The sequence below is a fragment of the Hymenobacter siberiensis genome (assembly GCF_018967865.2).
GTDB lineage: Bacteria > Bacteroidota > Bacteroidia > Cytophagales > Hymenobacteraceae > Hymenobacter > Hymenobacter siberiensis.
Genome location: NZ_JAHLZY020000001.1, coordinates 251,883 through 278,197 on the forward strand (window position 1 = coordinate 251,883; position 26,315 = coordinate 278,197).

Consider the following 26,315-nt stretch of genomic DNA (forward strand, 5'->3'; position numbering starts at 1 on the left):
AAAAGTGCCTGGCTATCTTCTCACTATTTTTCCCCTCCAATCATGTTCAATACGAAATCCAACCAGCAATCCAGCGAAAACAAGGGTGCCCCCACCCAGTCCGAGCAGCCCAAGGGTGCCGGCGGTGCCCGTATCGGGCATGGATGAGGAAACCCGCAAGCGCCTGGAGCAGGAAGCCCTCGACGCCGGCATCCAGGACCCCAACCGCAACCTCGACAAACCCGAGCTGGACAAGCCGGCCTACGGCGGCGGCCACTAACTGCCGCTAAGCCGTGCCATTGGTCCGGTTATAAAGAACGTGTCGAATTAAAAAGCACGTCATGCGGTGTATGGCGTGCTTTTCTTGTTGTAATTGCCTGCCATGAGCCGCTACGCCACTACCGACCTGCACGGCTGCCTGCACACCTTCCGCCACTTGGTTGAAGTAGCGCTCAAGCTCAGCCGGAAAGATGAGCTTTACCTGCTGGGCGACTACGTGAACAAAGGCCCCGACAGCCGTGGCGTGCTCGACTACCTGATGTATCTGCAAGCGGCTGGCTACCAGGTGCACTGCCTGCGTGGCAACCACGACCAGGCCCTGCTCGACGCCGCCCGCCACCGTTGGCGCTGGGACTGGCTGGGGCCGCGCGGCCGCTTGCCCACGCTGCGCAGCTTCGGCGTGTCGCGCCTCTCCGACATTCCCGCGCCCTACCTCGACTGGCTGGCCAGCTTGCCTTATGAGATTGAGCTGCCCGATTTCATGCTCGTGCACGCCGGCTACAATTTCGCCCTGCCCCCCGCCGAAATGCGTCAGGACTACACGACCATGATGAACACCAAGAGCTACGTGTACGACCCCGGGCGGCTGGGAGGCCGCCGCCTGCTGCACGGCCACGTACCCACGCCCACCGCCCAGGTGCGCGCCAAAGCCGCCACCCACCCCGGCGCGCTGGGCCTCGATACCGGCTGCGTGTACCGCCACAACCCCGAGCTGGCCCACCTCGCCGCCCTCAACCTCGATACCTGGAAGCTGACCCTGGTGCCTAACTGCGAGCCCGCCTACACCATCGGCAAGCGGTAGCGGCACCGTATCTTCATCATTCCGGGCAGGAGTTAAACTGCGCTACTGCCCGTCGAGCACGCCGGCCGCTACTACCCGCCGGGCCGAGGCGCGGTAGGGGCTGAGCGAGTCGGCGGCCACGGCGCACAGGGTAACGAAGGCGGGAGCCAGCTCCTGGGCCTGCCAGTAAGCCATGCCGAGGTGGTAGCGGGCACGGCGGGCCAGGGCACTGGAAGCGGCGCTGTCGTCGCTCACGCGGCGCAGGTAGAGCTGGGCGGCATTGCCCTGGCCCTGGCGCAGCAGCATCATGCCGCGCAGGTAGAGCAGGGTGTCGGCCCCCACGCTTGTGGCGCTCACGCGGCCCAGCGAGTGCAGGGCGGCCGGGTAGTGGCCCGACTGATATTGGTCGAGGGCTTCGGCCAGCAGGGGGCGGGTATGCAGCAGGCCGGTGGTCACGGCGGGGCCGGGGTCGGGCTGGTAGTAGGCTTCCCAGTTGCGGGCGGGCCGGGCCTGGGTGGGGCGGGCCAGGTACCAGGTGGCTACGCCGGCGGCCAGCAGCAGCACCGCGCCCAGGGTGCCCCACACGGCCCAACGTCGCTGGCGACGCTGGGTGAGGTGGTGGGCGCGGGCCAGGGCGGTGCCGCGCTCGTTCATGCGGTCGTCGAGGGCTTGCAGGCGCAGGCGCAGGGCGTCGTGCCCTGCCGCCCAGCGCAGGTCGGCGGTCAGCTGCTCGTAGGCGGCGTGGGCGTCGGCCAGGGCCTCGTCCTGCTCCAGCCGCAGCTCGAAGGCATCCTGCTCGGCCGGGCTCATCTGGCCATCGGCGAAGCGTTCGAGCTCATCGAAGTAAGGGCGGAGGTCCATGGGCACAGGGCGAAGGGTAGTTTGATAAAGGGCCGTCATGCTGAGCGCAGCAAAGCATCTTTACCGCAATAGTAATTCAATCAAAAGGATTAGTGGCGCGGTAGAGATGCTTCAACTGCGCTCAGCATGACGGCCTTTTCATCAACGTTCCGCTTATTAACGTTCAGCTACCCTTACGCCCCGCCGCTGTTCATCGGCTCATACCCGCCGCGCACCAAGTCGTAGAGCTTGCGCAGGCAGGTGCTTTTCTGGCGGCGGGCCACGGTGGCGTTGGGGAAGCCCATTTTGCCGCCCATCTTCTCGAAGTGGTAGCCCCGAAAATAAAAGTAGGTGAGCACCTGCTGGCAGTCGGTGCTGAGTTGGCTGAACTGGGCGAGCAGGCGCTGGCGGCGGCTGGCCTCGGCGGCGGGTAGGGGCTGGTGGGCGGGCACCTGGGCCGCAATGCGCTCCTGGGCCATGCCGTAGAGGTAGGCGCGCAAGTCCTCGGGCATGCGGGTGATGCGGCCGTCGGCTACGTGGTCGTAAAAATCGAGCAACGTGTCCTGCAGCAGGCCGTGGGCCTTGTCGGCGGGCAGCTGGTGCTTGCGCTGCGCCCAGCGGGCAAATAGGTGCCGGCTGCGCTGGTAAAAGTCAACCAGAGATTTCTGATTGCCGATGCGCAGCTGGGTAATGGTTTCGGCAAGGGGCGTGGACATAGCAGAAAGTAAAGGCTCTAGCAAGTAACGACGGAAATAGGGAATAGGGGGATAAGGGATAGGGAAAAAGGGATAGTGAAGAAGGGATAGGGAAAAAGGGATAGGGAATACAAAGGGAAAAGGTCGTCATGCCGAGTGCAGTCGCGGCATCTCGCGTGCAGCAGTAATCAATACGATTGCAACGATGCGAGCGAGATGCCGCGGCTGCGCTCGGCCTGCCGGCCCTTCTATTTCCTTGCAGGTTGAACGCATATAAATTTTGAGGACTGAATCCAGCCTACCAGGGTACTTTTTTGTTTTGGACCTGACGCTTTTTTAAAACCTAAAATGCCCTGTGAGACAATGGAGGCCCATGACTCCATTTATATGCGTTCAACCTGATTTCCTTGCCACCCATTCGTATCCCTTATTCCCTATCCCTTATCCCCTATTACCTTTACGCCCATGCAAACAGCCGCCCCCGCCCGCCTCCTCGATACCGCCGTTTTCGACCTCATTGCGCAGGAGAAAACCCGCCAAACCCACGGTCTGGAACTCATTGCCTCCGAAAACTATGCTTCGGAACAGGTGATGGCCGCCCAGGGCTCCGTGCTCACCAATAAGTACGCCGAAGGCCTGCCTGGCAAGCGCTACTACGGCGGCTGCGAAATAGTAGACCAGGTGGAGCAATTAGCCATTGACCGCGTGAAGGAGCTGTTTGGTGTGCAGTGGGCCAACGTGCAGCCCCACTCCGGGGCCCAGGCCAACGCCGCCGTGTTTCTGGCCTGCCTCAAGCCCGGCGACAAAATCCTGGGGTTTGACCTAAGCCACGGCGGCCACCTCACCCATGGCTCACCGGTCAATTTTTCGGGTAAATATTTCGTGCCCAGCTTTTATGGCGTGGAGCGCGAAACCGGCCTCATCGACTGGAGTAAAATCAAGGATATTGCCCGCCGCGAGCGCCCCAAGATGATTATCTGCGGGGCCTCGGCCTACTCCCGCGACTGGAACTACGCCGCCCTGCGCGAAGCCGCCGACGAAGTGGGCGCCCTGCTGCTGGCCGACATCTCGCATCCTTCGGGCCTCATTGCTACGGGCTTGCTGAACTCGCCGTTCGACCACTGCCACATCGTGACTACCACGACCCACAAAACCCTGCGCGGCCCCCGCGGCGGCCTCATCATGCTGGGCAAAGATTTCGATAATCCCTTCGGCCTGAAAACCCCAAAGGGCGAAATCCGCCCCATGTCGGCGCTGCTCGACTCCGGCGTATTCCCCGGCACCCAGGGCGGGCCGCTGGAGCACGTCATCGCGGCCAAGGCCGTGGCCTTCGGCGAGGCGCTCACCGACGACTTCAAAACCTACACCCAGCAAGTGGCGCGCAATGCCCAGGCACTGGCAGCCAGCTTCGTTGGCCTGGGCTACGATATCATCTCGGGCGGCACCGACAACCACCTCATGCTGATTGACCTGCGCTCGAAGGGCCTCAGCGGCAAGCTGGCCGAAAACACGCTGGTGCGGGCCGATATCACCATCAATAAAAACATGGTGCCTTTCGACGACAAGTCGCCTTTCGTGACCAGCGGCATCCGCATTGGCTCGGCCGCCGTAACTACCCGTGGCTTGGGCGAGTCCGACATGGTCCGCATCGTGGAGCTGATTGACGAAACGCTGATGAACCACGACAACGACACCCGCATCGGGCAGGTGCGCCAGCAGGTGAATGCCTGGTTGCAGGACTACCCGCTGTTTGCGTAATTTTTTACGTATGTAGGGCTGAATAGTCAGAACGTCATGTCGAGCGCAGCCGAGACATCTCGCGTGCAGCAGTAATCCAAAGCTGTTGCAACGAAGCGAGCGAGATGTCTCGGCTGCGCTCGACATGACGTTTTAGTTTCCGCTCTCTCCAAAATTTAATCCCCTATTCCCCTCCGTGCAACCTCAACCGCAACAACCAAAACCGCTGGGCGAACAGCACGAAATGTCCTTCATCGACCACCTGGAGGCGCTGCGCTGGCACATCATCCGGGCAGCTATTTCGGTGGTGGTGTTCGCCACTGGGGCGTTTTTCGCCAAAGACTTCCTGTTTCACGACCTGATTCTGGGCCCCTCGCGGCCCGATTTCTGGACGTACCGCATGTTCTGCAAGTTCGGCGAGTGGGTGCACGCGCCGGATTTGTGCATCGATAAAATCGGCTTCGTCATTCAGAACCGTGAGATGAGCGGGCAGCTCACCATGCACATCAGCACGTCGTTTATCGTGGGTATCCTGCTGGCGTTTCCGTATTTGTTCTGGGAAATCTGGCGCTTTGTGAAGCCCGGCCTCTACCCGCACGAGCGGCAGAACTCGCAGGGAGCCGTGTTTTTCGTGTCCATCCTCTTTATTATGGGTCTGATGTTCGGCTACTACATTGCCGCGCCGCTCAGCATCAACTTCCTGGCCGGCTACGTGGTCGATGCCAGCATCGAAAACCAGATTGATATGCAGAGCTACCTGAGCACGCTCACCACCATGAGCGTGTCGTGCGCCTTCGTGTTTGAGCTGCCCATGATTGTGTTCTTCCTGGCCAAGGCGGGGCTGGTGTCGGCCGAAATCATGCAGGTCTACCGCAAGCATGCTATTGTGGTCATTCTCATCATCGCGGCCGTCATTACCCCGCCCGACATCTCGGCCCAGATTATCGTTACCATCCCCATCATGCTGCTCTACGAGCTCAGCATTCACATTGCCCGCGTGGTGCGGCGCGGCGACGCCGCCCGCCTCAATACCAAGCTGGCCCGGCAGGCCGAACGCAACGCCGCTCAGCAATAAATACCCCTGAACTAGGCTGGCGGGCCAGTCCGGCCAGTTTGGCTCAGGGCAATTAGGTGCCGTATAGAAATTGTATCGCCATAACCTGAATCTGATTTTGGTAATGGGCAGCATCTGCCTTAATCGGGTAAAATCAGGAGTTATTCTGCATTTATACTATTTTTTGACGGGTTTCAGTTCCAGAATGAGAATTTGCGACGTTTTAAAAATAGCATTAAAGCGTGAAGGTTAACCGGGTGTTGCTTATCTTTGGCTAGCACTATGCAGCCATTTATGACGCGGCCCGGTTTTTTGCTGAGATGGCTGATAGCCTTGGGGTTGCTGGTGCCGCAGGTGCCCGCCGGGGCATCCGTGCCGGTCAATCCCGAGGTGCTCCGCCAGCGGCTGGCCACCCGCCTGCCCGATACCACTCGGCTGCGCCTGCTCACGGCCCTGTGCTACCGGCTGCACGACGAGCAGCCCGCCCGCGCCCTGCCCTACGGCGAGGCCGCCGTGGCGCTGGCCCGCACCCTGCCCGCCGATGAGCAAGCCCCCGGCCTGCTGCGCAGCCTGCTGAGTCTGGCCAGCTGCTACGCCAATCTCTCCAACGGCCCGGAAGCCCTGAACCTGCTGAGCGAAGCGCAGGAGCTGGCCCGCGCCCAACACGATACCGACGCGCTGGTGCGCACCTACACGGCGCAGGGCAGCATCTACCACGAGCGCGGCGACTCTACTACGGCCTGGCGCCAGTACCAGCGGGCGCTGCAGCTGCATACGCGGCCGGGCGTCACGGCGCATTCCCGCATGGAGTTGCTGGGCAACGTGGGCAGCCTGTTCTTCTACCGGCGGCAGGTGTCGCAGGCCCTGCACTACGATTCGCTGGCCCTGGCCCTGGCACGCCGCCAAAGCGACTCCACCGCCGAGTCGACCTACCTCTCCAGCCTGGCTACCTACCAGATGCAGCTGGGCCGCCTGCCCCGGGTGAAACGGCTGCTCACGCAGGCGCTGGCCATCAGCCGCCGCCAGCACGCGATGCGCAACCAGGCCGAGCAGCTGATTTTGTTTGCGATGTACTACATCCAGACCGACCAGCCTGACCGCGTCGACGCCGCCGTGCGCGAAGCCCTGAGCATCGCGCGCCAAAGCGGCTACCTGGAGCGGGTGCTTGATGCCTACAGTATTCTGGCGGCCGAAGCGGCAGAGTACGACCACTACCGCGAAGCCTATGAGTGGAACAAGCGCTACGTGGACCTGAACGATACCCTGAACAACCGCCAGACCATGCAAACCCTGGCGGCCGCTCAGGTCAGCTACGAAACCCAGGAGCGGGTCCGGCGGCTGCGCCAGCTCACGGCCGAGCAGGCCGAGCAGGGCTGGCACAACCGCCTGCTGGGCGCGGCCGTGGCTGTTCTGGCTTTGGGCTTGCTGGTGGCCGTGTACCTGCACCGCAACCTGCGCCGCAGCCGCACCGCCCTGGCCGCCAACAACCGCGCCCTGGAAAAGGCCTCGGAGGAGCTGCGCACCGTGGCCGTGTTCAAAGACAAGCTCTACGCCATTGTGGCCCACGACCTGCGTGGCCCGGTCACGGCCTTTGCCGGCGTCACCAGCCTCATTGATTCCTACATTGCCCAGAATGACCAGGCCGGCCTGGCCCGCCTGCCCGCCCTGGTGCGCCAGGCCTCCGAAAGCCTCAACCACCTGCTCGACAACGTGTTGAATTGGGCCGTGAGCCAGACCGGCGAGCTGGAGTGCCGCCCCACGCCCCTGCTGGTAACGGACCTGTTTGCCGAGTGCCAGGCCCTGTACCAGACCACGGCGGCCGCCAGCTGGCAGCATATCACCATGGCTGCTTCCCCCAGCCTGCGCCTGCTGGCCGACCGCAACATGACCCGCACCATTCTGCGTAATCTGGTGGGCAACGCCCTGAAATTCATGCCCGCCGGCGGCCACGTCTACCTCGAAGCCGCCCCCGACCCCGACGACCCCCGCATGGTCCTGCTCAGCTGCACCGACACCGGGCCGGGCATGAGCGCCGCCACCGTTTCATCGCTCATGAGCGGCTCGGCGCTGCCCGAGCCGTCCCTCATGCCCCAATCCACCGGCCTGGGTTTGGGCCTGGCACTGTGCCGTGCCTTCGTGCACCGGCACGGCGGCACACTGGTGATTCAGAGCCGCCCCGGCGCGGGTACCAACGTGACGGTGAGCCTGCCGGCGGCGAAGTAGGCGCGATACCGAAAGGGCTAAAAAAAACGTTATGCTGAGCGTAGCCGAAGCATCTCGCGTGTGGTAGTAACTCAATCGAATGGGTTTACTATTGCACGCGAGATGCTTCGACCGCGCTCAGCATGACGTTCTTTTTACCGACCTATTCTACCCAGCTTACCAAATTATCACGCGCGTCGAATCGGGCCGGTAGAGTTTCTGGCCGGGCTTAATGCCGAACGCTTCGTAGAAGGCCGGCACGTCGGCCATCGGGCCGTTCACGCGGTATTGGGCGGGCGAGTGCACGTCGGTGAGCAGCTGCGACGCCAGGCTCTCGTCGCGCACATGCATCTGCCAGCCCAGGGCGTAGCCCAGGAAGTAGCGCTGCGTAGGCGTAAGGCCGTTGATTTTTTTGCCCTCTTTGTACTGTTTGGTCTTTTTGAAGGCATCGAGGCCAATGACGATTCCACCGAGGTCGGCGATGTTTTCGCCGGCCGTGGCCTTGCCGTTGATGTGCAGCGAATCGAGCAGCGTATAGTCGTTGAATTGCTTCACGATGCCATTCACACGCTCGTTGAAGCGCTTGCGGTCTTCTTTGCTCCACCACTCGTGTAGGTTGCCGTGGGCGTCGTACTGGCTGCCCTCATCGTCGAAACCATGGGTAAGCTCGTGGCCGATGGTGCTGGCGCCAGCGTAGCCGTACACCAGCGCGTCGTCGGCATCGGCATCGAGCAGGCCGGGGATGGCGAAGGCGGCGGCCGGCAACACAATCTCGTTGTTAGAGCCGTTGTAGTAGGCGTTGTAGGTCTGCGGCGTCATGCCCCATTCGGTGCGGTCCACGGGTTTGCCCAGCTTGTTCAGCTCGTAGTTGTGCTGCCACAGGTTGGCGTGCATTACATTGGCGGCCAATGAGCTGCGGTCAATGGTCAGGGCCGAGTAGTCTTTCCACTTATCGGGGTAGCCCACTTTGGGGGTGATTTTGTGGAGCTTATCCAGGGCCACTACTTTGGTGGGCGCGCTCATCCAGTCCACTTTCTGGATGTGGTCGGCGAAGGCGGATACCACGTTTTTCACCAGGGTGTCGTAGCGGGCTTTGGCTTCGGGCTTGAAGTATTCTTTCACGAAAAGCTGGCCCAGCGCATCGCCCAGGGCATTCTCCTGCATATCCAGCACCCGCTTCCAGCGCGGGCGGATGGCCGTGGCCCCGCGCAGCACCGTGCCGTAGAAATGGAAGTTCTCATCCACAAACGGGCCGCTGAGCGTGGGCGCATACTCGTGGGCTACGTGCCAGGCGAGGTAGGCTTTCCAGTCGTCGAGCGGCTTGGTTTTCAGCAACTGCCCTACCGTTTGGTAAAATTCGGGCTGGCCCACGATGACGGTGTCCACGCTGGTTCCGCCCATCTGGCCGAGCCAGGTTTTCCAGTCGATGCCGGGCGTGAGCTTGTCGAGCTGCGCGATGCTCATTTTGTGGTAGTTGGCATACGGGTCGCGCAGGGCTTCGAGCTTGCGCGAGGACTTGGCCAGCGTGGTTTCCAGGGCCATTACCCGGGCAGCGTTGGCCTGGGCCGTGGCGTCATCCTGGCCCAGCAGCCGGAAGGTGTTGGCAACGTGCTTCACGTACTCGGCGCGGATGTTTTTGGTGCGCGAGTCGGTGTTGAAGTAGTAGTCGCGGTTGGGCAGGCCCAGGCCCGCCTGACGCAGGTAGAGGGCCATTTTGTCGCTGTTCTTATCGTCCTGGCCCACGCGCGGGCCAATGAGCGCATTCACGCCCAGCGGTATTTCGTGGCCGATAACGCCCGGTACTTCGGCTACCGTTTTCATGGCCGCGATACGGTCCAGCTCCGGTTTCAGGGGCGTGGCCCCGAGTTTATCGGCCTTTACCGAATCCATGCCCACGGCCCAGAAATCGCCAATTTTCTGCGCGTTGCTGCCGGGCGTGGCATTTTGGGCCCCGGCCGCCTCAATGCTAGTCTGGCGCAGGCGGGCATACACCTCGTCCTGCACCTTTTTGCCGATGCCCATATTGCTCTCCGACGCCGGGATGGGGTTGTTCTTAATCCAGGTGCCGTTGGCGTAGGAGAAAAAGTCGTCGCCGGGAGCCACGGTCGTGTCCAGAGCCGCGTGTAGGATGTCGGGTTTATCGGCAGTGCTGGCCGTTTTCAGGGAGTTGGAGGGGCAGCCGGTGACGGCCGCAGCCAGCAGGGGCAGGAGAAGCAGAGATTTTTTCATGCAGGGAAACGGCAGGGCTTGATGATAATACGAATAGGAGAATTTGGCAAAGATGCAGGCAACGACAATTGTCAATCTATAAAAGATGCTTGCGCGGGTAGATTCTGCAGGGTAATAATTCCAAATATTTTTGATTTAAAACAATTCTAATATTGAATATTGATAAAATAATTTTACATATTTGATTTATGAAATATTATGCCCTATTCGCCTGCCTGCTGGTCGCGCTGAGCGCGCCTAGTTGCCAAACGTCTGGTTTGTTAGTGAGAAGGCTCGCGTCTACGGAGTATAGGTTTGCCAATGACGGTATTACTAGGGATGGCGCCCAGAAATACGCGGATGCCCATTCGGTAAAATTGCCCCCCCACAAGTGTCTCCAACGGTGACCAGGTTGAACGCATATAAATGGAGTCATGGGGACTGGTTGAGCCAGGACAATTTGTTGTTAGAGCGGTTTCCTGTTCCGTGTACAGATTTTCACCTATTTTTCGGTATGAAAGCCTATTCGATTGATTTGCGGGAGCGCGTGGTGGCCGCCTGTGCCCTGCCAGGGGTCCGCATTTATCAGGTGGCGGCCCAATTTAGGGTATCCATCTCCTTTGTGGACAAACTCTTGTGCCGGCAGCGCACCACGGGTTCGGTGGCGGCCTTGCCGCCCAGCGGCGGTCCTGCGCCACGGCTGGACCCGGCGGGCCGGGCGCAGTTGCTCGTCTGCCTGGGCCAGCAGCCCGACGCGACGCTCGACGAGGTGCGAGCGGCTCTGGCGGCGGCCGGCGGGCCGGCCCTGAGTCGCACGGCCGTGTGGCGGGCCGTGGAAAGCATGCGCTGGGGCCGCAAAAAAAAAGCGTTCACGCCGCCGAACGCGATACGGAGCGGGTCGTAGCCTTGCGCCGCTCGTTCGTGGAGGCCGTGCAAGCGGAAGACTGGACGCGCTTCGTGTTCGTGGACGAGACCAGCACCAACCTGACCTATTGCCGCCGCTACGGCCGCGCCGCGCAGGGCCGGCGCGTGGACCAGGCCGTGCCCTTGCACGGCGGCCCCAACGTGACGCTCATCGCCGCGCTCACGCCCAACGGACTCGGGGCCCTGTTAAGCGTGAACGGCGCCGTCAACGGGGACGTGTTTACGGCCTACCTCGACCAGGTGCTGGGTCCCACACTGCGGCCGGGCGACGTGGTGGTGCTCGATAACCTGTCCGTGCACAAGGTAGACGGGCTGGAGCAGGTGGTCCAAAAATACGGGGCGCGGCTGCTATATCTGCCCCCATATTCCCCCGATTTTAACCCGATTGAATTGGCTTTCAGCAAACTTAAAACCTGGTTGCGCAAGGCCCAGGCCCGCACCCGTGATGCGCTGGAAGAAGCCATTCGCACGGCGGCCGAATGGATAAGCGAGCACGATGCCAAAAACTGGTTTGACCATTGCGGCTATCATGTACACTGAATTGGAAACTGCTCTAAGCATGGTTGAACGCATATAAATGGAGTCATGGGCCTCCATTGTCTCACAGGGCATTTTAGGTTTTAAAAAAGCGTCAGGTCCAAAATAAAAAAAGTACCCTGGTAGGCTGGATTCAGTCCTCAAAATTTGAAGCTGTTTAGAAAGTCCCCGAACGGTGATGCAGAGCGCAGCGAAGCATCTTGCTCGCATCGTCAGGCCCGTTCAACGATGCGAGCAAGATGCTTCGCTGCGCTCTGCATCACCGTTTGAGTGCCTTTTGTGACTTTCTGTACTCTACCCTACTATTTTTCAGGTACAAAAACGGGGCAGCCCGACCTTTGGGGTTCCAACCACCAAAAACCCGTTCTGCCCCGTGAAGCAACACTTCGCTGCCAAAATTACGACGCTTTTGCAACAGGCCCCGTTTGTGGGCCACTTATCTCGCCAAAAGTTTGTGGGCCAGTTCATTCTTGGCCTGATAAAGAGCCGCAACGTGCAATTTGGCGAAGTGGCCCAGCACCTCAACGACGCCGCTAAGCCCGCCTCGAACGAAACGCGCATTCAGGACTTTTTCCGCGAAGTCGACCTCAATTACATGCTGGTGGCCAGGCTTTTGCTTAGTTTATTGCCTGCGCAGGGCAAGCTGCGTTTGTGCCTGGACCGCACGGAGTGGGACTTCGGCCAGTGCCAGGTCAACGTGCTGCTCGTCACCGTCGGCACGGGCGAGGTCCACGTGCCGCTCTACTGGCAGCTGCTCGACAACCGCAGCGGCAACTCCAACGCCGCCGACCGCATCGCGGTGCTCGAAAAGTGCGTGGCTTTGCTGGGGAAAGACCGCATCGGCCTGGTCGTAGGCGACCGGGAATTTGTCGGCCATGCGTGGTTCAAGTGGCTCAAAGACAACGGACTGAATTTTGTCATGCGCGTGCCCAAGCACCACTGCCTGACCCACGCCGACGGCCGGCGGCAGGCCGTGGCCGACCTGGGCCTGGTGCCGGGGCAGGTGCGCCGCTTCGCCCACGTACAGGTCGACGGGGTCTGGGGACAGGCCTGGGTCAAGGCCGTGGCGGCGGGCGAGTTCGTCTACCTGTTTGCCACGGCCGGTCTGAACCACCTCGCGCAACGCTACGCCAAGCGGTGGACGATTGAGCAGTGCTTCCAAAACCTGAAAGGCCGGGGTTTCAACCTGGAAGCCACCCACTTGCGCTGCTTGCAAAAGCTGCGCAAACTCGTGGCCCTCGTCAGCCTGGCCTACGCCTTCTGCCTGGGCGGGGGCGCAGCCGCCCACGGCGGCCGCCACCCCATTGCCCGCAAGAAGCACGGCTACCGGGCCGCGAGCCTGGCTCGTCACGGCCTCAACCTCCTCCGCCAACTCACCCGCCCGCTAACCCGGCCCGATGACCCGTTGGCCCGCCTGGTTGAAACGCTGCTAAACTGCACTACGAGACAACTTGCTCGAAATCAACTACTAAAAATAGTAGGGTAGAGTAGACTTTCTGAACAACTCCTACAACAATACCGCGCCTCCGAGCTTCAGCGTGCCAAATGACATTACGTTGACCCGGCAGTAGCACGCAGTGAGTTCAGTAACAAAAACGCCGGCCCGTGATTACGGGCCGGCGTTTTTTTATTAGCGGCGTGGCCAGATTTACAGAATAAACCGTGTGCTCAGAAAGCTGCTTTCCTGGCCGTCTACAAGCTCATTGAGCAGGTGCTTGTTCGCCTCCGTCTGCTTGGTGGCCACCACCGTGCGGATGCTGAAAGAGCGCAGGGCGTCGTTCACCGAGAGGGTGCCTTCGGTCGAGTCTTTGCGGCCGGTGAAGAGGAAGGTGTCGGGGCCGCGCTGGTACTGGGCGTTGATGTTCACGCGGCTGACCTGGTTCACGAGCTGGTCGATGAGGTCGGCCACTTCCTGCGATTCTGGGCCGAAGATGCTCACCTACTGGCCGTGGTCGGAATTGATGAGGTACTGAATGGCCTCTTGGGTGTGGGCGAAGCGGGCCACCGGCACCACCGGGCCGAACGGCTCCTCACGCTACACCTTCATGCCGGCCTGCACCGGGGTAAGCAGGGCCGGAAATACCAGCGGACCATTGGGCACGAAAACCACGCACCGTTCGCGGTGTTTACCGCGTTATTTACGGGAGCGTCTGCGCAGCACGCAAGCCCTCGAAAACTGTCATATCCCGACCAAAAATAAATTTTAATTTATGACGCTTCACCTGCTGCTGTTGCTCAATTTTGCCGTCGCGGCCTGCCTCACCGGCCTCATCTGGACGGTGCAGGTGGTGCACTACCCCAGCTTCGGGCTGGTGCCCACGGCGGCGTGGCCGGCCTTCCACGCGGCCCACACCCGCCGCATGAGCTACGTGGTGCTGGCCCCCATGGTGCTGGAACTGGGCCTGGCCGGCTGGCTGGCCTGGGCCGGCCGCACCGCCCTGCCCGGCGGGGCCGGCTGGTGGAATCTGGGGCTGGTAGTGCTGATTTGGTCGGCCACGTTCTTTATCTCAGTGCCCTTCCACAATCGCCTCGAACAGGGATTCGACTACGTAGCCATCGACGGCCTCACCCGCACCAACTGGCTGCGCACGCTGGCCTGGACGGTGCGGGCCGGCCTGCTGGGCTGGCTGCTGGTGTAATAAACGGATTAAACAAAAGCCCCGGCGGGGTGACACTTGGCTGACGAGTGTCGCCCCGCCGGGGCTAAGGAAGGTACAGAAAGTGTCCTATTTTCCCGGCCCACTCTTCTCCCGCGTGGCCTTGAATTCCGAGCCGTCCTTCCACTTCGGAAACGTCGTTTCGCCGGCCAGTTTCTGGCCCACGCGGAACATCAGGCGGGCATCCTCGGCCGCGCCGCGCAGGTCCCAGGTGGGGTCGTACTGGTCGGCGGGCTGGTGGTAGGCTTTCTCCTCGAAGTCCTTGCGCTGCTTTTCGGCGAAGGCTTTGCCGTGCAGGCGGCTCTCAAACTGCCCGCTGGCATAGAGGGCCGGAATGCCCACCTTGGCAAAGCTGAAATGGTCGGAGCGGTAGAAGCTGCCGGTTTCGGGGTGCTGAAAGGGGATGACGTAGCGGTTCTGCTCCTTGGCGGCGGCGCGGGCGTAGTCGTCCAGCTCCGACTGCCCGTAGCCTACCACGGTCACATCGCGCATCGGCCCGAAGGCCAGCAGCTCGTCCATGTTGATGTCGGCCACCGTGTTTTTCACCGGAAATAGCGGGTGCTGGGCGTAGTAGTCAGAACCCAGCAGGCCCTGCTCCTCGCCGGTTACGGCCAGGAATACGATGCTGCGCTGCGGCTTTTCCTGCGCCTGCTTAAAGGCTGTGGCAATGGCCAGCAGGCCGGCGCAGCCGCTGGCGTTGTCGAGCGCGCCGTTGTAAATTGAGTCGCCGGCAATGGCTTTGCCCATGCCCAGGTGGTCCCAGTGCGCCGAGTAAATGATGTATTCTTGCGGGCGGGTGGTGCCAGGCAGCACCGCTACCACGTTTTTCGAAGTTTTGCGGGTGACTTTGTTGCGGATGGTCGTGCTGAGGTTCAGCCCCAGGGCCTTGCCTTTAAAGCCGCGCTTATTGGCGGCGGCGTAAGCTTCGTCGTAGTTCTGGCCGGCGGCCGTGAAGAGGCGCTTGGCCGCGTCCAGCGTCATCCAGCCTTCCAGGGCCACTTTGCTGGCCCCGTGGTCGGGCGTCTGGGGGTGCAGCTTGGCACCGCCGTTGCTGCTTTGCACCACCGTCCAGGGGTAGGAGGCCGGCTTGGTGTCGTGAATGATGAGCAGGCCGGTAGCGCCGTGGCGGGCGGCCTCTTCGTACTTGTAGCCCCAGCGGCCGTAGTACGTCATGGCCTTGCCCTTGAACATCGTGGAGTCGTCGCCCGCATTGCCGGGGTCGTTGATGAGCACCACCACCGTCTTGCCCTTCACATCGAGGCCGGCGTAGTCGTCCCACTGGTATTCGGGGGCCGTCACGCCGTAGCCGGCAAACACCAGCGGCGAATTCTTAATGGTGACAACCGGCTTTTCCTGCTCGGTGAGGAACATAAAGTCGTCGCGGTATTTCAGGCTCAGGGTTTTGCCGTTTCCCGTCACCGTGGCAATCGAGTCGGGCTTGCCCGCGATTTCCACCAGCGGCACCGCCTGGAAATACGAGCCATTGGTCCCCGGCTGCAAGCCCAGCTTCTTGAATTCCGAAGCCAGATAAGCCGTGGCTTTCTCCTCGCCCGCCGTGAACGGCCGCCGGCCCTGGTACTCATCCGAAGCCAGCACCTTGATGTGCTGCGCGATGAGCGCCGGCGTGATGCCGTCGTTCGGGGCCGCCACGCTGGCCGTGTCGGTGGGGGCAGCTTCGGTCTCGGCCGTGGTCGTGGCCGTTTCCGAAGTTGAGGTTTTGCCCTGGCAGCCCGCCAACAGCAGGCCCGCAGCGGCCGGCACCAGCCAGCCGCTTAGTATTGATAAACGCATCGGTACAGAGAGTTAACCCCGGTCGCGACGCCAGGGCTGCCTACAGCCGGGCAAAATGCTCGGCCGCAATCCGCGCGCCGTCATCGGTGCAGATGCCCCGAATGTAATACAGGAAGATGCTGCGAAAAACCTCGCGCATGTTGTAGCGGTCGGGCGGGAACACCTGGGGGTTCAGCATCACGTTGAGCTGCTCAAGCAATATCTTGGTAACCAGTTGAATATTAATGTCGGAACGAAACAGCCGGCTACCAATTTCGTCGTTGAGCAGCTGTTAAAGCTGGGGGGGCGAGTAGGAATTCAGGTGCTCCATCACGGCATCCCAGGTGAGGGGAAAGCCGGTTTGCAGGTCGCCGTAGTACTGGTCCGGAACGGCTGCCAAGTCGCGCAGTCCCAACTGCAACAAACCATAAAGGCGCTCCACGGCCGACGAGTACTGTACATACAGGGCAACGTGCTCGCGCTTCTGGCACTCCATATCGGCCAGCACGGCTTGGTGTACCAGTAGCTCGCGGCTGGGAAACTGGGCCGCCAGGTCGGGCTCGGTGGTGTTCAGGGCCTTGGCCAGGGCCGCGTCGGACGCATCGCGCAGGCCGTAGCGGTAGAAAACCGAAATGGCGGCTTCCAATGAAGGTGTGGACAAGGTAAAATCACGCATCTGCAAAAAGAGACAGGTCTGTTCTCAAAAAGAAGAATGAGGGGCCGAGCTGGCTCCGCGCCGGGCATTGCCACGCTGCCTAGAGAGCTCCGAGCAGGAAGAAAAATAGCAGCTGCGTAATGTACACCAGCGGCACCAGCGGGTTGCGTTTGGGGAATGTGGTGCGGTTAAACAGCATCTGCAAGATACAGGCAAAGATGAACCAGTCGCGGAAATTCTGAAACGGAATGACGTTGGCCGACCAATGCCAGAAATCGAAACGCCCGGCCACCGGCTCCATGCAGGCATCGAGGCCCACCATGAGGGCCGCCGCCAGCAGAATGCGCGGCAGCTCGCCCAGCGGCAGGTAGCGCACCAGCATACCGCACAAGTACGTGGTCACCACCCAGTTGAGGGCAATCATCGGCGGCACGCCTTTAAAGGGTTGGGAATCAAAGAGCTTGAAGCCCAGGGTGTCGCCATACGTGTAGTGCCCAAAAAACCGGCCCGTGTTCACGCCCACAAACTCGGCCCCAAAGCCCAGCAGCGCCACCGTGAGGCAAAAGCCCCAGAAGCTGGCGTTGCGTCCCGGCTGAAACCAGAGCAGCAGCAGCGCCGTGAGCCCGAGCGTGAGCGGCGTAAAGCGCAGGTAGAAATCGGGGTTGTTGGAAAAAGCCAGTCCTACGAAACCAGTGAAATGAAACAGCAACACCAGGCCCTGGGCCACACGCAGCCGGCGGTTAGTCGCGGCCGGGAGCGGCTCGGTGTAATCAACCATGGAAGAAAAACGGAATAGGGAACAGGGGATAGGTCGGCAATGGAAAGCAGGACGGCGAGCAGCGGCGATAGCATTCGGTCGCCGTTCCTTGTCCCTTGTTCCCTATCCCTCATTAATTAACGACGAAACGATTTTGGCCGACAGCAGGCACAGCGGAATGCCGCCGCCCGGATGCACCGAACCACCACAAAAGTACAGCCCGTCGAGCCGCCCCGAAAAATTCGGGTGCCGCAAAAACGCCGCCAGCGGATTATTGCTGGAGCTGCCGTAGAGCGCACCGCCAAACGACGAGGTATCGGCCGCGATGCCGGGCGGTGTCCAGGTTTTTTCGGCCGCAATTAGCGGCTCGATATCCGTGCCAAGGGCCTGGCTCAGCTTGCGGAGCACGGTGGCGCGGGTTTTTTGGGTGAGGGCGTCCCAGTCCTGGCCCTGGTCGTGGGGCACGTTCACCATCACAAACCAGTTTTCGTGGCTGGGTGGGGCATCAGCGGGCGTTTTTTTGGAGGTGATGTTGACGTACACCGTCACGTCGTCGGCCACGGTTTTCTCCTCGAAAATGGCCTTGAACTCGGCCTGGTAATCGGCCGAGAAGAAGATGTTGTGCACATCCAGCTCCGGAAACGCGCGGGCAATGCCCCAGTAAAAAATCAGGGCCGAGGAGGAGCGGGGCTGCGCCAGCGTGCGCTCCGGCGCGGGCTGGTGCGGCAGCAGGCGGCGGTAGGTGGGCACCACGTCCATGTTGCTCACCACCCGGCCGAAGTCGTACACGTCCAGCGCCGTGCGCAGGCCCGTCACCTGCTTGTCGGCGATGATGATTTCCTCCACGGCTTCGTTGTAGCGGAATTTTACGCCGAACTCCGTGGCCAGTCGTTGCAGGCTTTCGGCAATGGCGTAGATGCCGCCCTCGGGATAAAAAGCGCCGATTCCGTGCTCCAGGTGCGGAATCATGCTCAGCGTGGCGGGCGCCTGGTAGGGGTCGGAGCCGTTGTAGGTGGCGTAGCGGTCGAAAAGCTGCACCAGCCGTGCATCTTGGCCAAAGGCCGTTTCGTGGCGCTGGTGCATGGTGCCCAGCAGGCCGAGCTGCGGCAGGGCGGCCACGGCTTTCAGGGTTTCGGGGCTGAAATAGGTGCCGGCCTTGTGCAGCGACTTGTGCAGAAACGTGCCCGCCGTGGCGTCATACGCCTTCCCAGCGCGGCTCAGAAACTGCGTTACCTCGGCTGCCGGTGTGCCAAGCTTGGCCTCCACTTCGGTCGCAAACTCCCCGGCATCGGCCCAGGCGGTGAGGCGGGTGCCATCGGCAAAAAAGTACTGGGTGATGGGGTCGAGGCGCTCGTAGCGGAAGTAGTCTTCGGGCCGGCGACCAGCCAGCCGGAAAATGTCATCCACCAGCTGCGGCAAGGTGAAGAGCGACGGCCCGGCATCGAACCGGTACCCGCCGGGCAGCGCAAACTGCTGCATCTTACCCCCGAATGTGGGCCCGGCCTCAAATACCGTGACCGGGTGGCCGGCCGCCGCCAGCCGCGCCGCCGTGGCAATGCCGGCAATGCCCGCGCCGATGATGGCCACGGACTGCTGTGAAGGCGTTATTTTGGTTGTCTTTTTAAACACTGAACTGCTAACCGCCGTAGCGGGGGGAGAAGTTTTGTCGAAGCTGCCAAAAATAAAGTGGCGCTCCGGCCCGGACGTTCTCTGTCCGGGCCGAAACGCCATTTTATTTTTCAGACAGGCTATTCTACCGCCAGCACCAGCCCCTTCAAATAAGCCCCCTCGGGGTGAAACAAGCTCACCGGATGGTCGGCCGGTTGGGTGAGGCGGTGCAGAATACGCGCCGGCCGCCCGGCCTCAATTGCCGCCGCCAGCACCGCGCCCTCAAACAGTTCGGGGCTCACCACTTGTGAGCAACTGAACGTGAACAGCAGCCCGCCCGGCGCGAGGTGCGCAATGCCAGCCGCGTTCAGGCGCTTATAGCCCATGAGGGCGGCGTGGCGCGCGCCCATATGTTTGGCGTAGGCGGGTGGGTCGAGCACCAGCAGGTCGTACTCGGCCGAGTGGTTTTTGAGGAAGCCCAGCACGTCATCGGCATAGGCGGCGTGGCGGTCGGCGTGGTTCGAAAGCTCCGCGTTGCGCTCGGTGAGGGCAATGGCTTTTTTGCTCGAATCGACGGAGTGCACCAGCTCGGCCCCGGCTTCCAGCGCATAAACAGAGAAGCCGCCGGTGTAGCAGAACGTGTTGAGCACCTTGCGACCGGGCGAGTAGCGGGCCAGTAGGGCGCGGTTGTCGCGCTGGTCGATGAAGAAGCCGGTTTTCTGGCCCGTTTCCCAATCCACGGCAAACTGGTGGCCGTTTTCCATCACCAAATGCTCGGTGCCGGTGCTCTCACCAAAGAGGTAGCCGTTTTGGGCATCGGGCACGGCGTTGCCGGGCACGGTTTCGGCGCTCTTGTCGTAAATGGCGCGCAGCTTGTGGCCGAATACCACTTGCAGGGCCGCCGCAATTTCGGGGCGGGCACGATACATGCCCACGCTGTGGGCCTGCACCACGGCCACGTCGCCATACACATCAATGATGAGGCCCGGCAGGCCGTCGCCCTCGGCGTGGATGAGGCGAAATACGTTGGTATCGGCCGTGCCCGTCAGGGCCAGGCGCTGGCGCAGGGCGTAGGCATTGCCTAGCTTGGCCTCCCAGAATGCGGGCGTGGGCAATTGGGCGTCCTGGCCAAAGTCCAGCATGCGCACGGCAATGGAGCCGCCGCCCGAGAAATGGCCCACCCCCAGCAGCTCGCCATCAATGGCTTCCACGCGCACGGGGTCGCCCTCCAGGGTTTCGCCCTGCACGCGGGCAATGGCCCCCGAGAACACCCAGGGGTGGCGGCGGCGTAGGCTGTGGTCTTTTCCGTTTTTGAGGACGATGGTGGCGGGATTTAGCATAGGCCCGCAAAGGTACGGCCCCGCGCCGGGCCACCCCGCCTACCGGAACCAGCGCCGGTAAATAGGCCGCCGCCAGGCAAACTGCGCCCACATGGCCGGATAAATCAGCGCATCGAGCAGGCGCGAGGCCGTGCGGTACTCCAGGGCATCCACAATCACGCTGCCGCCCTTGGGACCAGGCTGAATAAGATGCCGGTGCCGCCAGAATCGCAGCGGTGGCGGTAGTATCTGGCCCTCATCTACAAAAAAATGGGTGCCGTCGGGCTGCACACCATCGTCCACAATCAGCGAGGTCCAGGATAGTCGCTTCACTAGCGTATCAAGCTCGATTTCAACCCGGTCGCCGGTGTGGCAGCCGTCGAAGCGGAGCAGCCGCAGCCGGGGAAAGGGCGGGGCCAGGGCCACAAATAATTCGCGGGTGAAACCGGCCATCACCACGGCCGGGGACTGCGAAACGGCGGTGCGGAGCGTAACGTGCATGGTTTGCTAACTCCGGCCGGCGGTAATTGTTGGCCCGACGCTATTTGTAATCGGGCAAAAAGGCGTTGGTGAACAGGCGGGTGCGGTTCCTGCCGTCGAGGTCAGCTGTCCATACTTCGGGCGGTGCAACTTCGTCGGTAGTCCGATTCACGAAAATCAAGTGAAATCCATCGGGAGCGAAGCGCGGGGTCAGGTCATTGGTGCCCAAGGTTTTGCCGCTGTTATTGGTGCCCGATGATAGGTCCACAGGCGTTCCGGTTCCATCGGTGCGGCGGCTGAAAATGCGCGCGTCCTGCTGCCGGCCAGCGGCAGAGTTGAAGCCTGCTACGTCCCGCGTGTACACAACCGTCAGTCCGTCGATGCTGAAGCTGGGCGAATCGACCCGGCCCGGCAGGTTGCCCACCAGCAGCCGGGAGTTGGTGCCATCGGTATTGTAGATGTAGAGTTCGGAGTCGAAGATATCCGCGCCCACGGTTTGCACCACCAGGTGGCCGCCGTCTTCGGCCGTCCAGTCGCACTCGCGGAAGTTGCGGCCGGTGGGCGCGGTGGCCAGTTCTACCCGCCCGGTGCCGTCGCGGTTGATGCGGTAGAGCTTGTCGTTGTGCGCGTAGATGAAATATGCGCCATCCGGCGACCAGCGGTAGCCCACGCCCCGGTTGTTGTATCCATCCACATCCAGCGTGGTAATCTGGCGTGGGTTCGAGCCGTCGCGATTCATCGTGTACAGCTGGTATAGGCCCGTAGCATTGGACGTGTACGCAATCAGGTCGCGGGTGGGGCTGAGCTGCGGGGCCGTTTCCACGGTGCTCCCAAAGGTGAGCTGCACCGGCATAGCAGTACCATCTGCCGAGTAAATGTCGGTGTTGCCCACTACGGTTCGGGCAAACAGGTAGCGGTTAGTAGGAAAGGCAACGGTCTGAAAACTCCACACCGGACCCCAGGTGCGCCCGCTGGCGCTGCGAAGCCACTGAGTCGGCTCGGAGCAGGAGGCGCAGTGCCTCCTCCATTTTCTGGGGCGACAGCTGGTTTGGGGCCGAAGCTGGTGCTACGGGCTTGGTTTGGGGCTCCGGCTGGGTGGTTTGGGCATGGCCCGCCGTGGTAGCCAGCAGCAGGCAAACCAAGCCGCACCATTTCCGCCTAGTGGTTTTCCAACGCGGATGCAGTGCAGAAACAGGAGCCATATATTCAGCGCTGGCCTAAGAGAAGAAACCCTGAGAGAAGAAAATGGAAAAGCGAATGGCTTTTTTTACGGAAAAAGCCGGGCAAAAATATGCTTAAAAGTAAATTGAAAACGGGAATGATTAAATAAAATCTGCTCACTTACCCCAGCAGTTCCTCAATATCCTCCCGCGTGAGGTGCTTAATCACGGTCTCGTCGGTAGCGATGAGCTCGCTCACCAGGGCCAGCTTGCGGCGTTGCAGGGCCAGGATTTTTTCCTCAACCGTGCCCTGCGTGATGAACTTGTAGGTGAACACCGGGCGCTGCTGGCCAATGCGGTGGGCGCGGTCCACGGCTTGGGCTTCCACGGCCGGGTTCCACCACGGGTCTAGAATGAAGACGTAGTCGGCGGCGGTAAGGTTGAGACCCACGCCGCCGGCTTTTAGGCTGATGAGGAAGATTTTCAACTCTTCCGTTTCCTGAAAACGGGCTACTTCGGCGGGCCGGTCGCGGGTCGCGCCGTCGAGGTAAGCGTAGGGCATCTGCCGTTCATCGAGCGCGGCACGTACTAGGGATAAATGCTGTACGAATTGGCTGAATACCAATACCTTGTGCCCTTCGGCCACTACGTTGCGAAGCATGCGCAGCACTTCGCGCAGCTTGCCCGACTCGTGGACGTAGTTTTCGTCGGCCAAGCGCGGGTGATTGGCAATTTGCCGCAGCCGGGTTAAGCCCTGCAATAGCAGAAACTGGGTGCTGGCCGGACCGTGCTCATCGAGGTTGCGCAGGATTTTGTTGCGGTAGAAGCTCTTGGTTTCCTCGTAGGCGTGGGCCTGCTCTTCCGTCATCTGACAGTAGCTGAGCTGCTCCGTTTTGGCAGGCAATTCTTTAGCCACCTGGGCTTTGTGCCGCCGTAGGATAAACGGCTTAATGAGCGCGTGCAGGCGGCGCGTGCGGCCTTCGTCCTGGTCTTTCTCGATGGGCTTGAGGAATTCCTTGCGGAAAAATGCCTGCGTGCCCAGCAAGCCCGGGTTGATGAAGGACATCTGCGACCACAAATCCATCGTGCTGTTTTCCACGGGCGTACCCGTGAGAATGAGCCGGTGCTTGGAGTGCAGCTGCCGCACGGCCTGCGAGGTGGTACTCGACGGGTTTTTGATGGCCTGCGACTCGTCCAGAATCACGTAGTCGAACTTGTAGCCGGCCAGCAGCTCCGTATCCAGTCGCACGATGCCGTAGCTGGTCAGCACTACATCATAATCGGCGAAGCGGTCAGGGTTTTTGTCGCGGTAGGTGCCGGTGTAGGCCAGCACGCGTAGCTCGGGGGTGAACTTCTGGGCTTCGTTCAGCCAGTTGAAAACCAGGGAGGTAGGTAGTACCAGTAGCGACGCAGCTCCTTGAGCCTCGCCACTTTCGCGGCGGTGCTGGAGCATGGCCAGCGTTTGGATGGTTTTGCCAAGCCCCATATCGTCGGCCAGGCAGCCGCCGAAATGGTAGTCCTGCACGAAGCGCAGCCAGTTGTAGCCGGCTTTCTGGTAGGGGCGCAGCTCGCCGAGGAAGCCTACAGGCAGCGGGTGGTCCTCCACTTCGGCAAAGTCGCGGAGCTTTTCCAGCTTGCGGCCCATGCGCACGGTGGCCAGTTCATTGCTTTGCAGGTCGGCCACCAGGGCTAGGTGGTGGCGGCGCAGATTAAGGCCGTCCTCGGTTTCTTCGCCGAAGGCAAACAGCTCCAGGTAGTCCGTAAACCACTCGTCGGGGATGATGGCAATCTGGCCATTGGGCAGCTTGAACTCGCGCCGGCGTTGCAGAATGTGCCCCCGCAGCCGGATAAACGGCACTTCGATGTCACCAAAGCGCACCGTGCCGCGCACGTCAAACCAGTCGCCGGCTTCCTGAATGCCCACCTGCACGCTGGTCGGGCCGATGAAGTAATTCTTGGTGGCCGTAGCGGCGGCTTCCACCGTGTAGCCCAGCTCGGCAAGGGCGGGGGAGTTGTCGTGCAGCCATTTAAAGGCCTCGGCCTTGGGCAGTGAGCCGTGGCCATTGGCCACGGTGAGCCGGCGCGTCTGCAGCTCATCTACGGTGGCCTGTTCTTGCTCGGGGCTGCGCAGCAGGCGGTGGAACACGTAGCTGTCGGCCGTCTTTTCGAGGTGCACGCTCACGGGCTTGCTGGCACCCAGCGGCATGAGGTGTGGGCCGTAGCGGAAGCTCAGCTCGAAATGAATCTGTTCGGTTTCGGCTCCGGTGAGCAGGGGCGCAACGGGTTTGGGCAGCGGGATGCGGCCCCGGCGCGGCGGGCCAGGTGGGCGCACTGGTGCTTCGGGCGCGGGCAAAGCCGGCTGCGCATCGCTGAACGTGAGCCGGGGCCGCGCTACGTAGCGCTCCGACCGAATGTCGAAGCCCCGGGCGTGCACCTCAAACGACTCCATGAGCGGGGCCACGAATTTCTGGAAATAGCTTTCCTCCACCTGCCGGGGCACCACGATGAATTTTTTCTTCAAAAACGGCAGGAGCTTGCGGCCGTCCACCTCGGTGCGGAAGGAGTAGAGCAGGTCGTTGAGCAGCAGCCAGGCCGGCTGCAGGCAGACTAGTACCGCGTCTTTGTGCTGAAAATCAAGCTTCTGGCCCTGGTACTGGATGGTGGGGAAGTAGTGGGTGCCTTCCTCGTTGCGGCGAAAGTGAAACAGGATGGATGCCTTGGCCGGGGCGAGGGCAATTTCCTTCCACGTTGGCTCGCCATCGCGGCCCATAATGAAGACCTGCTTGCCCGCCAGGCGCGCCAGAATACCGGCCATGCGCGTTTGCACGTGCTTGGAAATGAGCTCCTGAAGTGGTTTGTCGCCCTTTTCGGCGTTGTAAGTCTTGAGGAAAAACTCGGCCGTGGCAATTTTGCGGGGCCAGAATTCCTTCACCACGGCTTCCTGCTGAATGTGGTCGCAGAGTTCGACCAGCTCAAAGTCAGTGGCATCGAGACCGGCGGCAAACTCGTGGGCATTTTTCCCCGAAACGGTTTGGTGCTGAAGGGTTAGCTGGCCGCGGGGGCCTAGCTGGACCACGTAGGCCGCAAACAGGTGGCCCAGGAACTCATGTTCGAAGAGCGAGTAGACGATTTGAAACGGTTCTGCGGTAGATACTTTCATAGCTGGGCACGCGGAAGGCGCAAGGTAGGGCAGAAAGCGTAAAATTGGTATAGTAGCGCTTTTCTGCCAGGAGCGAATGCCATGTTCTTACGCCAGAAAATCACCGGAGATGACCAAAAGTCGATAAACGCTATAAATTATCTCGCAAGTCCAACTTGCTTGCATTCAGGGCCGGGCGTATGCTCACGGCCAAGGTGATGACGATAATGGACACGCACGTAAAAATCAGGTCCGAGGCCTGCATTTTTACCGGGTAAGCGTCTACCACGCTCGTGGCCATGCCCATGCTCACGAAGCCAAACTGCTGTTGCAGCCAGCACAGCGTGACGCCCAGAATGAGCCCGGTGGCCGCGCCCACCAGCGCCACAATGGCCCCCACGTACAGGAAGGTGCGCCGAACCGTTTTCTGGCTCGCACCCATGGCCAGCAGCACCGAGATATCCTTTTTCTTGTCGATTACCAGCATCGAGAGCGAGAAAAAGATATTGAGCGAGGCGATGAGCAGGATGAGCGTGAAGGTGATGAACACAAACAGCTTCTCCACTTTAATGGCCTTGAACAGGCTGACGTGCTGCTCGTCGGAATCCTGCACTTTGAAATCGGGCCCCAGCAGCTTGCGCACCTGCTTTTTCACCTTTTCGATTTCGAAGCTCTGGCCCACCTTCACGTAGAGGGCCGTGCGGCGGGTGCCGTAGCCCAGCAGGCGCTGGGCAAAAGTGAGGGGCACAAAAATGTAGCTGTCGTCGATGTGCTGCTCGATGAGGAAAACGCCACCGGCCGTCAGGTTTTGCTCGTTGAAGGCGTTTTCGGGGTTGAAGTCGAGGGTTTTTTTGCCGGGCGTGTTGCGCGGGTACAGCAGGCGCATGGGCGCCAGGCGGTTATTCAGGGTAATGCTGAGCTCGTGCTGCACGCCGGCCCCCACCAGGGCCAGCTCCAGGCTGTCGCGGCGCAGGCGGTGGTCGCCCTCGCGGATGTTGGCATCAATCTGGCTCTGACCGAAGTAGTTATCACTCAGGCCGCGCATTTTCACCACCATCTGGCGGTCGTGGTATTGCAGCAGGGCATTGTCTTCGATTACCTCCGTGAGCAGGGCCACGCCGGGGGTGTTTTCCAGCTTCATCAGGAAGGTGCGGTCCACGTCGAAGGCTTTGCCCTTGGTGGCGGAGATGACGAGGTTGGGGTCGGACTTGCCGTAGAGCGTGCGCACCAAATCCTCCAGCCCATTGAACACCGAGAGCACGATAATCAGCGCCATGGTGCCCACCGCCACCCCAATCATCGAAATGTTGGAGATGATGGTGATGATGTTGCGCTTATTCTTGGACCGAAAGTAGCGCCGGGCAATGAGGATGGGGACGTTCATAAATCACGGACTCGTCGGGTAGGTCACGGATTATCCGGATGGGGCAGACGGCTCCTGCGTGGGTTTTATCGGGGCGCTTTACGGGGTTAGCGTTCGGAAAGCTAAGGCAAAATGCGGGTTAAACGGTAACGAGCACAAATTCAGGTGGTT

The 26,315-nt window shown here is 61.2% G+C and carries 22 protein-coding genes and 1 pseudogene; 8 read left to right on the forward strand and 15 right to left on the reverse strand.

Annotation, left to right across the window (positions count from 1 at the left end):
- Positions 1-361: 361 nt before the first annotated feature.
- Positions 362-1,060: a metallophosphoesterase family protein gene (locus tag KQ659_RS01120; RefSeq protein WP_216679181.1), complete on the forward strand. Its 699-nt coding sequence runs from the start codon at positions 362-364 to the stop codon at positions 1,058-1,060.
- Positions 1,061-1,102: 42 nt separating this feature from the next.
- Here the strand turns inward: KQ659_RS01120 and KQ659_RS01125 are convergent, their stop codons facing one another.
- Positions 1,103-1,900: an anti-sigma factor family protein gene (locus KQ659_RS01125; RefSeq protein ID WP_216679180.1), complete on the reverse strand. Its 798-nt coding sequence runs from the start codon at positions 1,898-1,900 to the stop codon at positions 1,103-1,105.
- Between the two features lie 173 nt (positions 1,901-2,073).
- Complete coding sequence (locus KQ659_RS01130) at positions 2,074-2,595, reverse strand: RNA polymerase sigma factor (protein ID WP_216679179.1); 522 nt, start codon at positions 2,593-2,595, stop codon at positions 2,074-2,076.
- 444 nt (positions 2,596-3,039) lie between these two features.
- Between KQ659_RS01130 and KQ659_RS01135 the strand changes: the two genes are divergently transcribed.
- The 3 genes from KQ659_RS01135 (at position 3,040) to KQ659_RS01145 (ending at position 7,588) form a co-directional block, all read left to right on the forward strand.
- Complete coding sequence (locus tag KQ659_RS01135; RefSeq protein ID WP_216679178.1) at positions 3,040-4,332, forward strand: serine hydroxymethyltransferase; 1,293 nt, start codon at positions 3,040-3,042, stop codon at positions 4,330-4,332.
- A 175-nt stretch (positions 4,333-4,507) separates the two neighbouring features.
- Entirely contained in the window at positions 4,508-5,386 is an 879-nt protein-coding gene (gene tatC, locus KQ659_RS01140; protein WP_317196060.1) for a twin-arginine translocase subunit TatC, read from the forward strand.
- Between the two features lie 261 nt (positions 5,387-5,647).
- The gene (locus tag KQ659_RS01145) at positions 5,648-7,588 is read left to right on the forward strand and encodes an ATP-binding protein (protein WP_226929795.1); all 1,941 of its coding nucleotides are present in this window, start codon (positions 5,648-5,650) and stop codon (positions 7,586-7,588) included.
- Between the two features lie 156 nt (positions 7,589-7,744).
- On the opposite strand, the gene KQ659_RS01150 is transcribed toward KQ659_RS01145, so the two are convergent.
- Positions 7,745-9,796: a M13 family metallopeptidase gene (locus tag KQ659_RS01150; RefSeq protein ID WP_216679175.1), complete on the reverse strand. Its 2,052-nt coding sequence runs from the start codon at positions 9,794-9,796 to the stop codon at positions 7,745-7,747.
- Positions 9,797-10,289: 493 nt separating this feature from the next.
- Between KQ659_RS01150 and KQ659_RS01155 the strand changes: the two genes are divergently transcribed.
- The 3 genes from KQ659_RS01155 to KQ659_RS01165 all read left to right on the forward strand — a co-directional run bounded on the left by KQ659_RS01155 (position 10,290) and on the right by KQ659_RS01165 (position 12,722).
- Positions 10,290-10,679, forward strand: coding sequence for a COG3415 family protein (locus KQ659_RS01155; protein WP_216690426.1), 390 nt, complete (start codon positions 10,290-10,292; stop codon positions 10,677-10,679).
- Complete coding sequence (locus KQ659_RS01160) at positions 10,598-11,239, forward strand: IS630 family transposase (protein WP_216690425.1); 642 nt, start codon at positions 10,598-10,600, stop codon at positions 11,237-11,239. Before KQ659_RS01155 ends, KQ659_RS01160 begins: the two co-directional genes overlap by 82 nt.
- Before the next feature lie 370 nt (positions 11,240-11,609).
- Positions 11,610-12,722 carry an IS4 family transposase gene (locus tag KQ659_RS01165; protein ID WP_216690424.1) on the forward strand — a complete coding sequence of 371 codons (1,113 nt, stop codon included), beginning with the start codon at positions 11,610-11,612 and terminating at the stop codon, positions 12,720-12,722.
- Positions 12,723-12,884: 162 nt separating this feature from the next.
- Here the strand turns inward: KQ659_RS01165 and KQ659_RS01170 are convergent.
- Positions 12,885-13,322: pseudogene (locus KQ659_RS01170) on the reverse strand (aldehyde dehydrogenase family protein); the annotation flags it as partial.
- A gap of 124 nt (positions 13,323-13,446) precedes the next feature.
- Here KQ659_RS01170 and KQ659_RS01175 point away from each other — a divergent pair.
- Complete coding sequence (locus tag KQ659_RS01175; RefSeq protein ID WP_216679173.1) at positions 13,447-13,875, forward strand: hypothetical protein; 429 nt, start codon at positions 13,447-13,449, stop codon at positions 13,873-13,875.
- A gap of 87 nt (positions 13,876-13,962) precedes the next feature.
- Here KQ659_RS01175 and KQ659_RS01180 read toward each other — a convergent pair whose 3' ends face one another.
- From KQ659_RS01180 to KQ659_RS01230, 11 genes are all read right to left on the reverse strand, one after another.
- The gene (locus KQ659_RS01180) at positions 13,963-15,684 is read right to left on the reverse strand and encodes a M28 family metallopeptidase (protein ID WP_216690423.1); all 1,722 of its coding nucleotides are present in this window, start codon (positions 15,682-15,684) and stop codon (positions 13,963-13,965) included.
- A 40-nt stretch (positions 15,685-15,724) separates the two neighbouring features.
- A complete protein-coding gene (locus KQ659_RS01185) occupies positions 15,725-15,883 on the reverse strand; it encodes a hypothetical protein (protein WP_216679171.1) in 159 nt (52 codons plus the stop codon).
- A gap of 72 nt (positions 15,884-15,955) precedes the next feature.
- Complete coding sequence (locus KQ659_RS01190; protein ID WP_216690422.1) at positions 15,956-16,339, reverse strand: TetR family transcriptional regulator; 384 nt, start codon at positions 16,337-16,339, stop codon at positions 15,956-15,958.
- A 79-nt stretch (positions 16,340-16,418) separates the two neighbouring features.
- The gene (locus KQ659_RS01195; protein ID WP_216679169.1) at positions 16,419-17,096 is read right to left on the reverse strand and encodes a carotenoid biosynthesis protein; all 678 of its coding nucleotides are present in this window, start codon (positions 17,094-17,096) and stop codon (positions 16,419-16,421) included.
- A gap of 102 nt (positions 17,097-17,198) precedes the next feature.
- The gene (gene crtD, locus KQ659_RS01200; RefSeq protein WP_226929796.1) at positions 17,199-18,662 is read right to left on the reverse strand and encodes a 1-hydroxycarotenoid 3,4-desaturase CrtD; all 1,464 of its coding nucleotides are present in this window, start codon (positions 18,660-18,662) and stop codon (positions 17,199-17,201) included.
- A gap of 161 nt (positions 18,663-18,823) precedes the next feature.
- Entirely contained in the window at positions 18,824-20,023 is a 1,200-nt protein-coding gene (locus tag KQ659_RS01205) for a class I SAM-dependent rRNA methyltransferase (RefSeq protein ID WP_216690421.1), read from the reverse strand.
- Positions 20,024-20,062: 39 nt separating this feature from the next.
- Positions 20,063-20,503, reverse strand: coding sequence for an SRPBCC family protein (locus tag KQ659_RS01210; protein ID WP_216690420.1), 441 nt, complete (start codon positions 20,501-20,503; stop codon positions 20,063-20,065).
- A 40-nt stretch (positions 20,504-20,543) separates the two neighbouring features.
- Positions 20,544-21,434 carry a TolB family protein gene (locus KQ659_RS01215; protein ID WP_216690419.1) on the reverse strand — a complete coding sequence of 297 codons (891 nt, stop codon included), beginning with the start codon at positions 21,432-21,434 and terminating at the stop codon, positions 20,544-20,546.
- Complete coding sequence (locus KQ659_RS01220; RefSeq protein ID WP_216679164.1) at positions 21,400-21,684, reverse strand: hypothetical protein; 285 nt, start codon at positions 21,682-21,684, stop codon at positions 21,400-21,402. The genes KQ659_RS01215 and KQ659_RS01220 overlap by 35 nt, the downstream gene beginning before the upstream one ends.
- Positions 21,685-21,823: 139 nt before the next feature.
- Positions 21,824-24,802: a DEAD/DEAH box helicase gene (locus KQ659_RS01225; RefSeq protein ID WP_216679163.1), complete on the reverse strand. Its 2,979-nt coding sequence runs from the start codon at positions 24,800-24,802 to the stop codon at positions 21,824-21,826.
- A gap of 130 nt (positions 24,803-24,932) precedes the next feature.
- A complete protein-coding gene (locus KQ659_RS01230; protein WP_216679162.1) occupies positions 24,933-26,165 on the reverse strand; it encodes an ABC transporter permease in 1,233 nt (410 codons plus the stop codon).
- Between the last annotated feature and the right edge of the window lie 150 nt (positions 26,166-26,315).

Excerpts from the sequence above, each read along its gene's own strand:
- KQ659_RS01120 (WP_216679181.1), top strand. The coding sequence starts at position 362 with ATGAGCCGCTACGCCACTACCGACCTGCACGGCTGCCTGCACACCTTC.
- KQ659_RS01125 (WP_216679180.1), bottom strand. The coding sequence starts at position 1,900 with ATGGACCTCCGCCCTTACTTCGATGAGCTCGAACGCTTCGCCGATGGC.
- KQ659_RS01130 (WP_216679179.1), bottom strand. The coding sequence starts at position 2,595 with ATGTCCACGCCCCTTGCCGAAACCATTACCCAGCTGCGCATCGGCAAT.
- KQ659_RS01135 (WP_216679178.1), top strand. The coding sequence starts at position 3,040 with ATGCAAACAGCCGCCCCCGCCCGCCTCCTCGATACCGCCGTTTTCGAC.
- KQ659_RS01145 (WP_226929795.1), top strand. The coding sequence starts at position 5,648 with ATGCAGCCATTTATGACGCGGCCCGGTTTTTTGCTGAGATGGCTGATA.
- KQ659_RS01150 (WP_216679175.1), bottom strand. The coding sequence starts at position 9,796 with ATGAAAAAATCTCTGCTTCTCCTGCCCCTGCTGGCTGCGGCCGTCACC.
- KQ659_RS01155 (WP_216690426.1), top strand. The coding sequence starts at position 10,290 with ATGAAAGCCTATTCGATTGATTTGCGGGAGCGCGTGGTGGCCGCCTGT.
- KQ659_RS01175 (WP_216679173.1), top strand. The coding sequence starts at position 13,447 with ATGACGCTTCACCTGCTGCTGTTGCTCAATTTTGCCGTCGCGGCCTGC.
- KQ659_RS01180 (WP_216690423.1), bottom strand. The coding sequence starts at position 15,684 with ATGCGTTTATCAATACTAAGCGGCTGGCTGGTGCCGGCCGCTGCGGGC.
- KQ659_RS01190 (WP_216690422.1), bottom strand. The coding sequence starts at position 16,339 with ATGCGTGATTTTACCTTGTCCACACCTTCATTGGAAGCCGCCATTTCG.
- KQ659_RS01195 (WP_216679169.1), bottom strand. The coding sequence starts at position 17,096 with ATGGTTGATTACACCGAGCCGCTCCCGGCCGCGACTAACCGCCGGCTG.
- KQ659_RS01205 (WP_216690421.1), bottom strand. The coding sequence starts at position 20,023 with ATGCTAAATCCCGCCACCATCGTCCTCAAAAACGGAAAAGACCACAGC.
- KQ659_RS01210 (WP_216690420.1), bottom strand. The coding sequence starts at position 20,503 with ATGCACGTTACGCTCCGCACCGCCGTTTCGCAGTCCCCGGCCGTGGTG.
- KQ659_RS01220 (WP_216679164.1), bottom strand. The coding sequence starts at position 21,684 with ATGGCTCCTGTTTCTGCACTGCATCCGCGTTGGAAAACCACTAGGCGG.
- KQ659_RS01225 (WP_216679163.1), bottom strand. The coding sequence starts at position 24,802 with ATGAAAGTATCTACCGCAGAACCGTTTCAAATCGTCTACTCGCTCTTC.
- KQ659_RS01230 (WP_216679162.1), bottom strand. The coding sequence starts at position 26,165 with ATGAACGTCCCCATCCTCATTGCCCGGCGCTACTTTCGGTCCAAGAAT.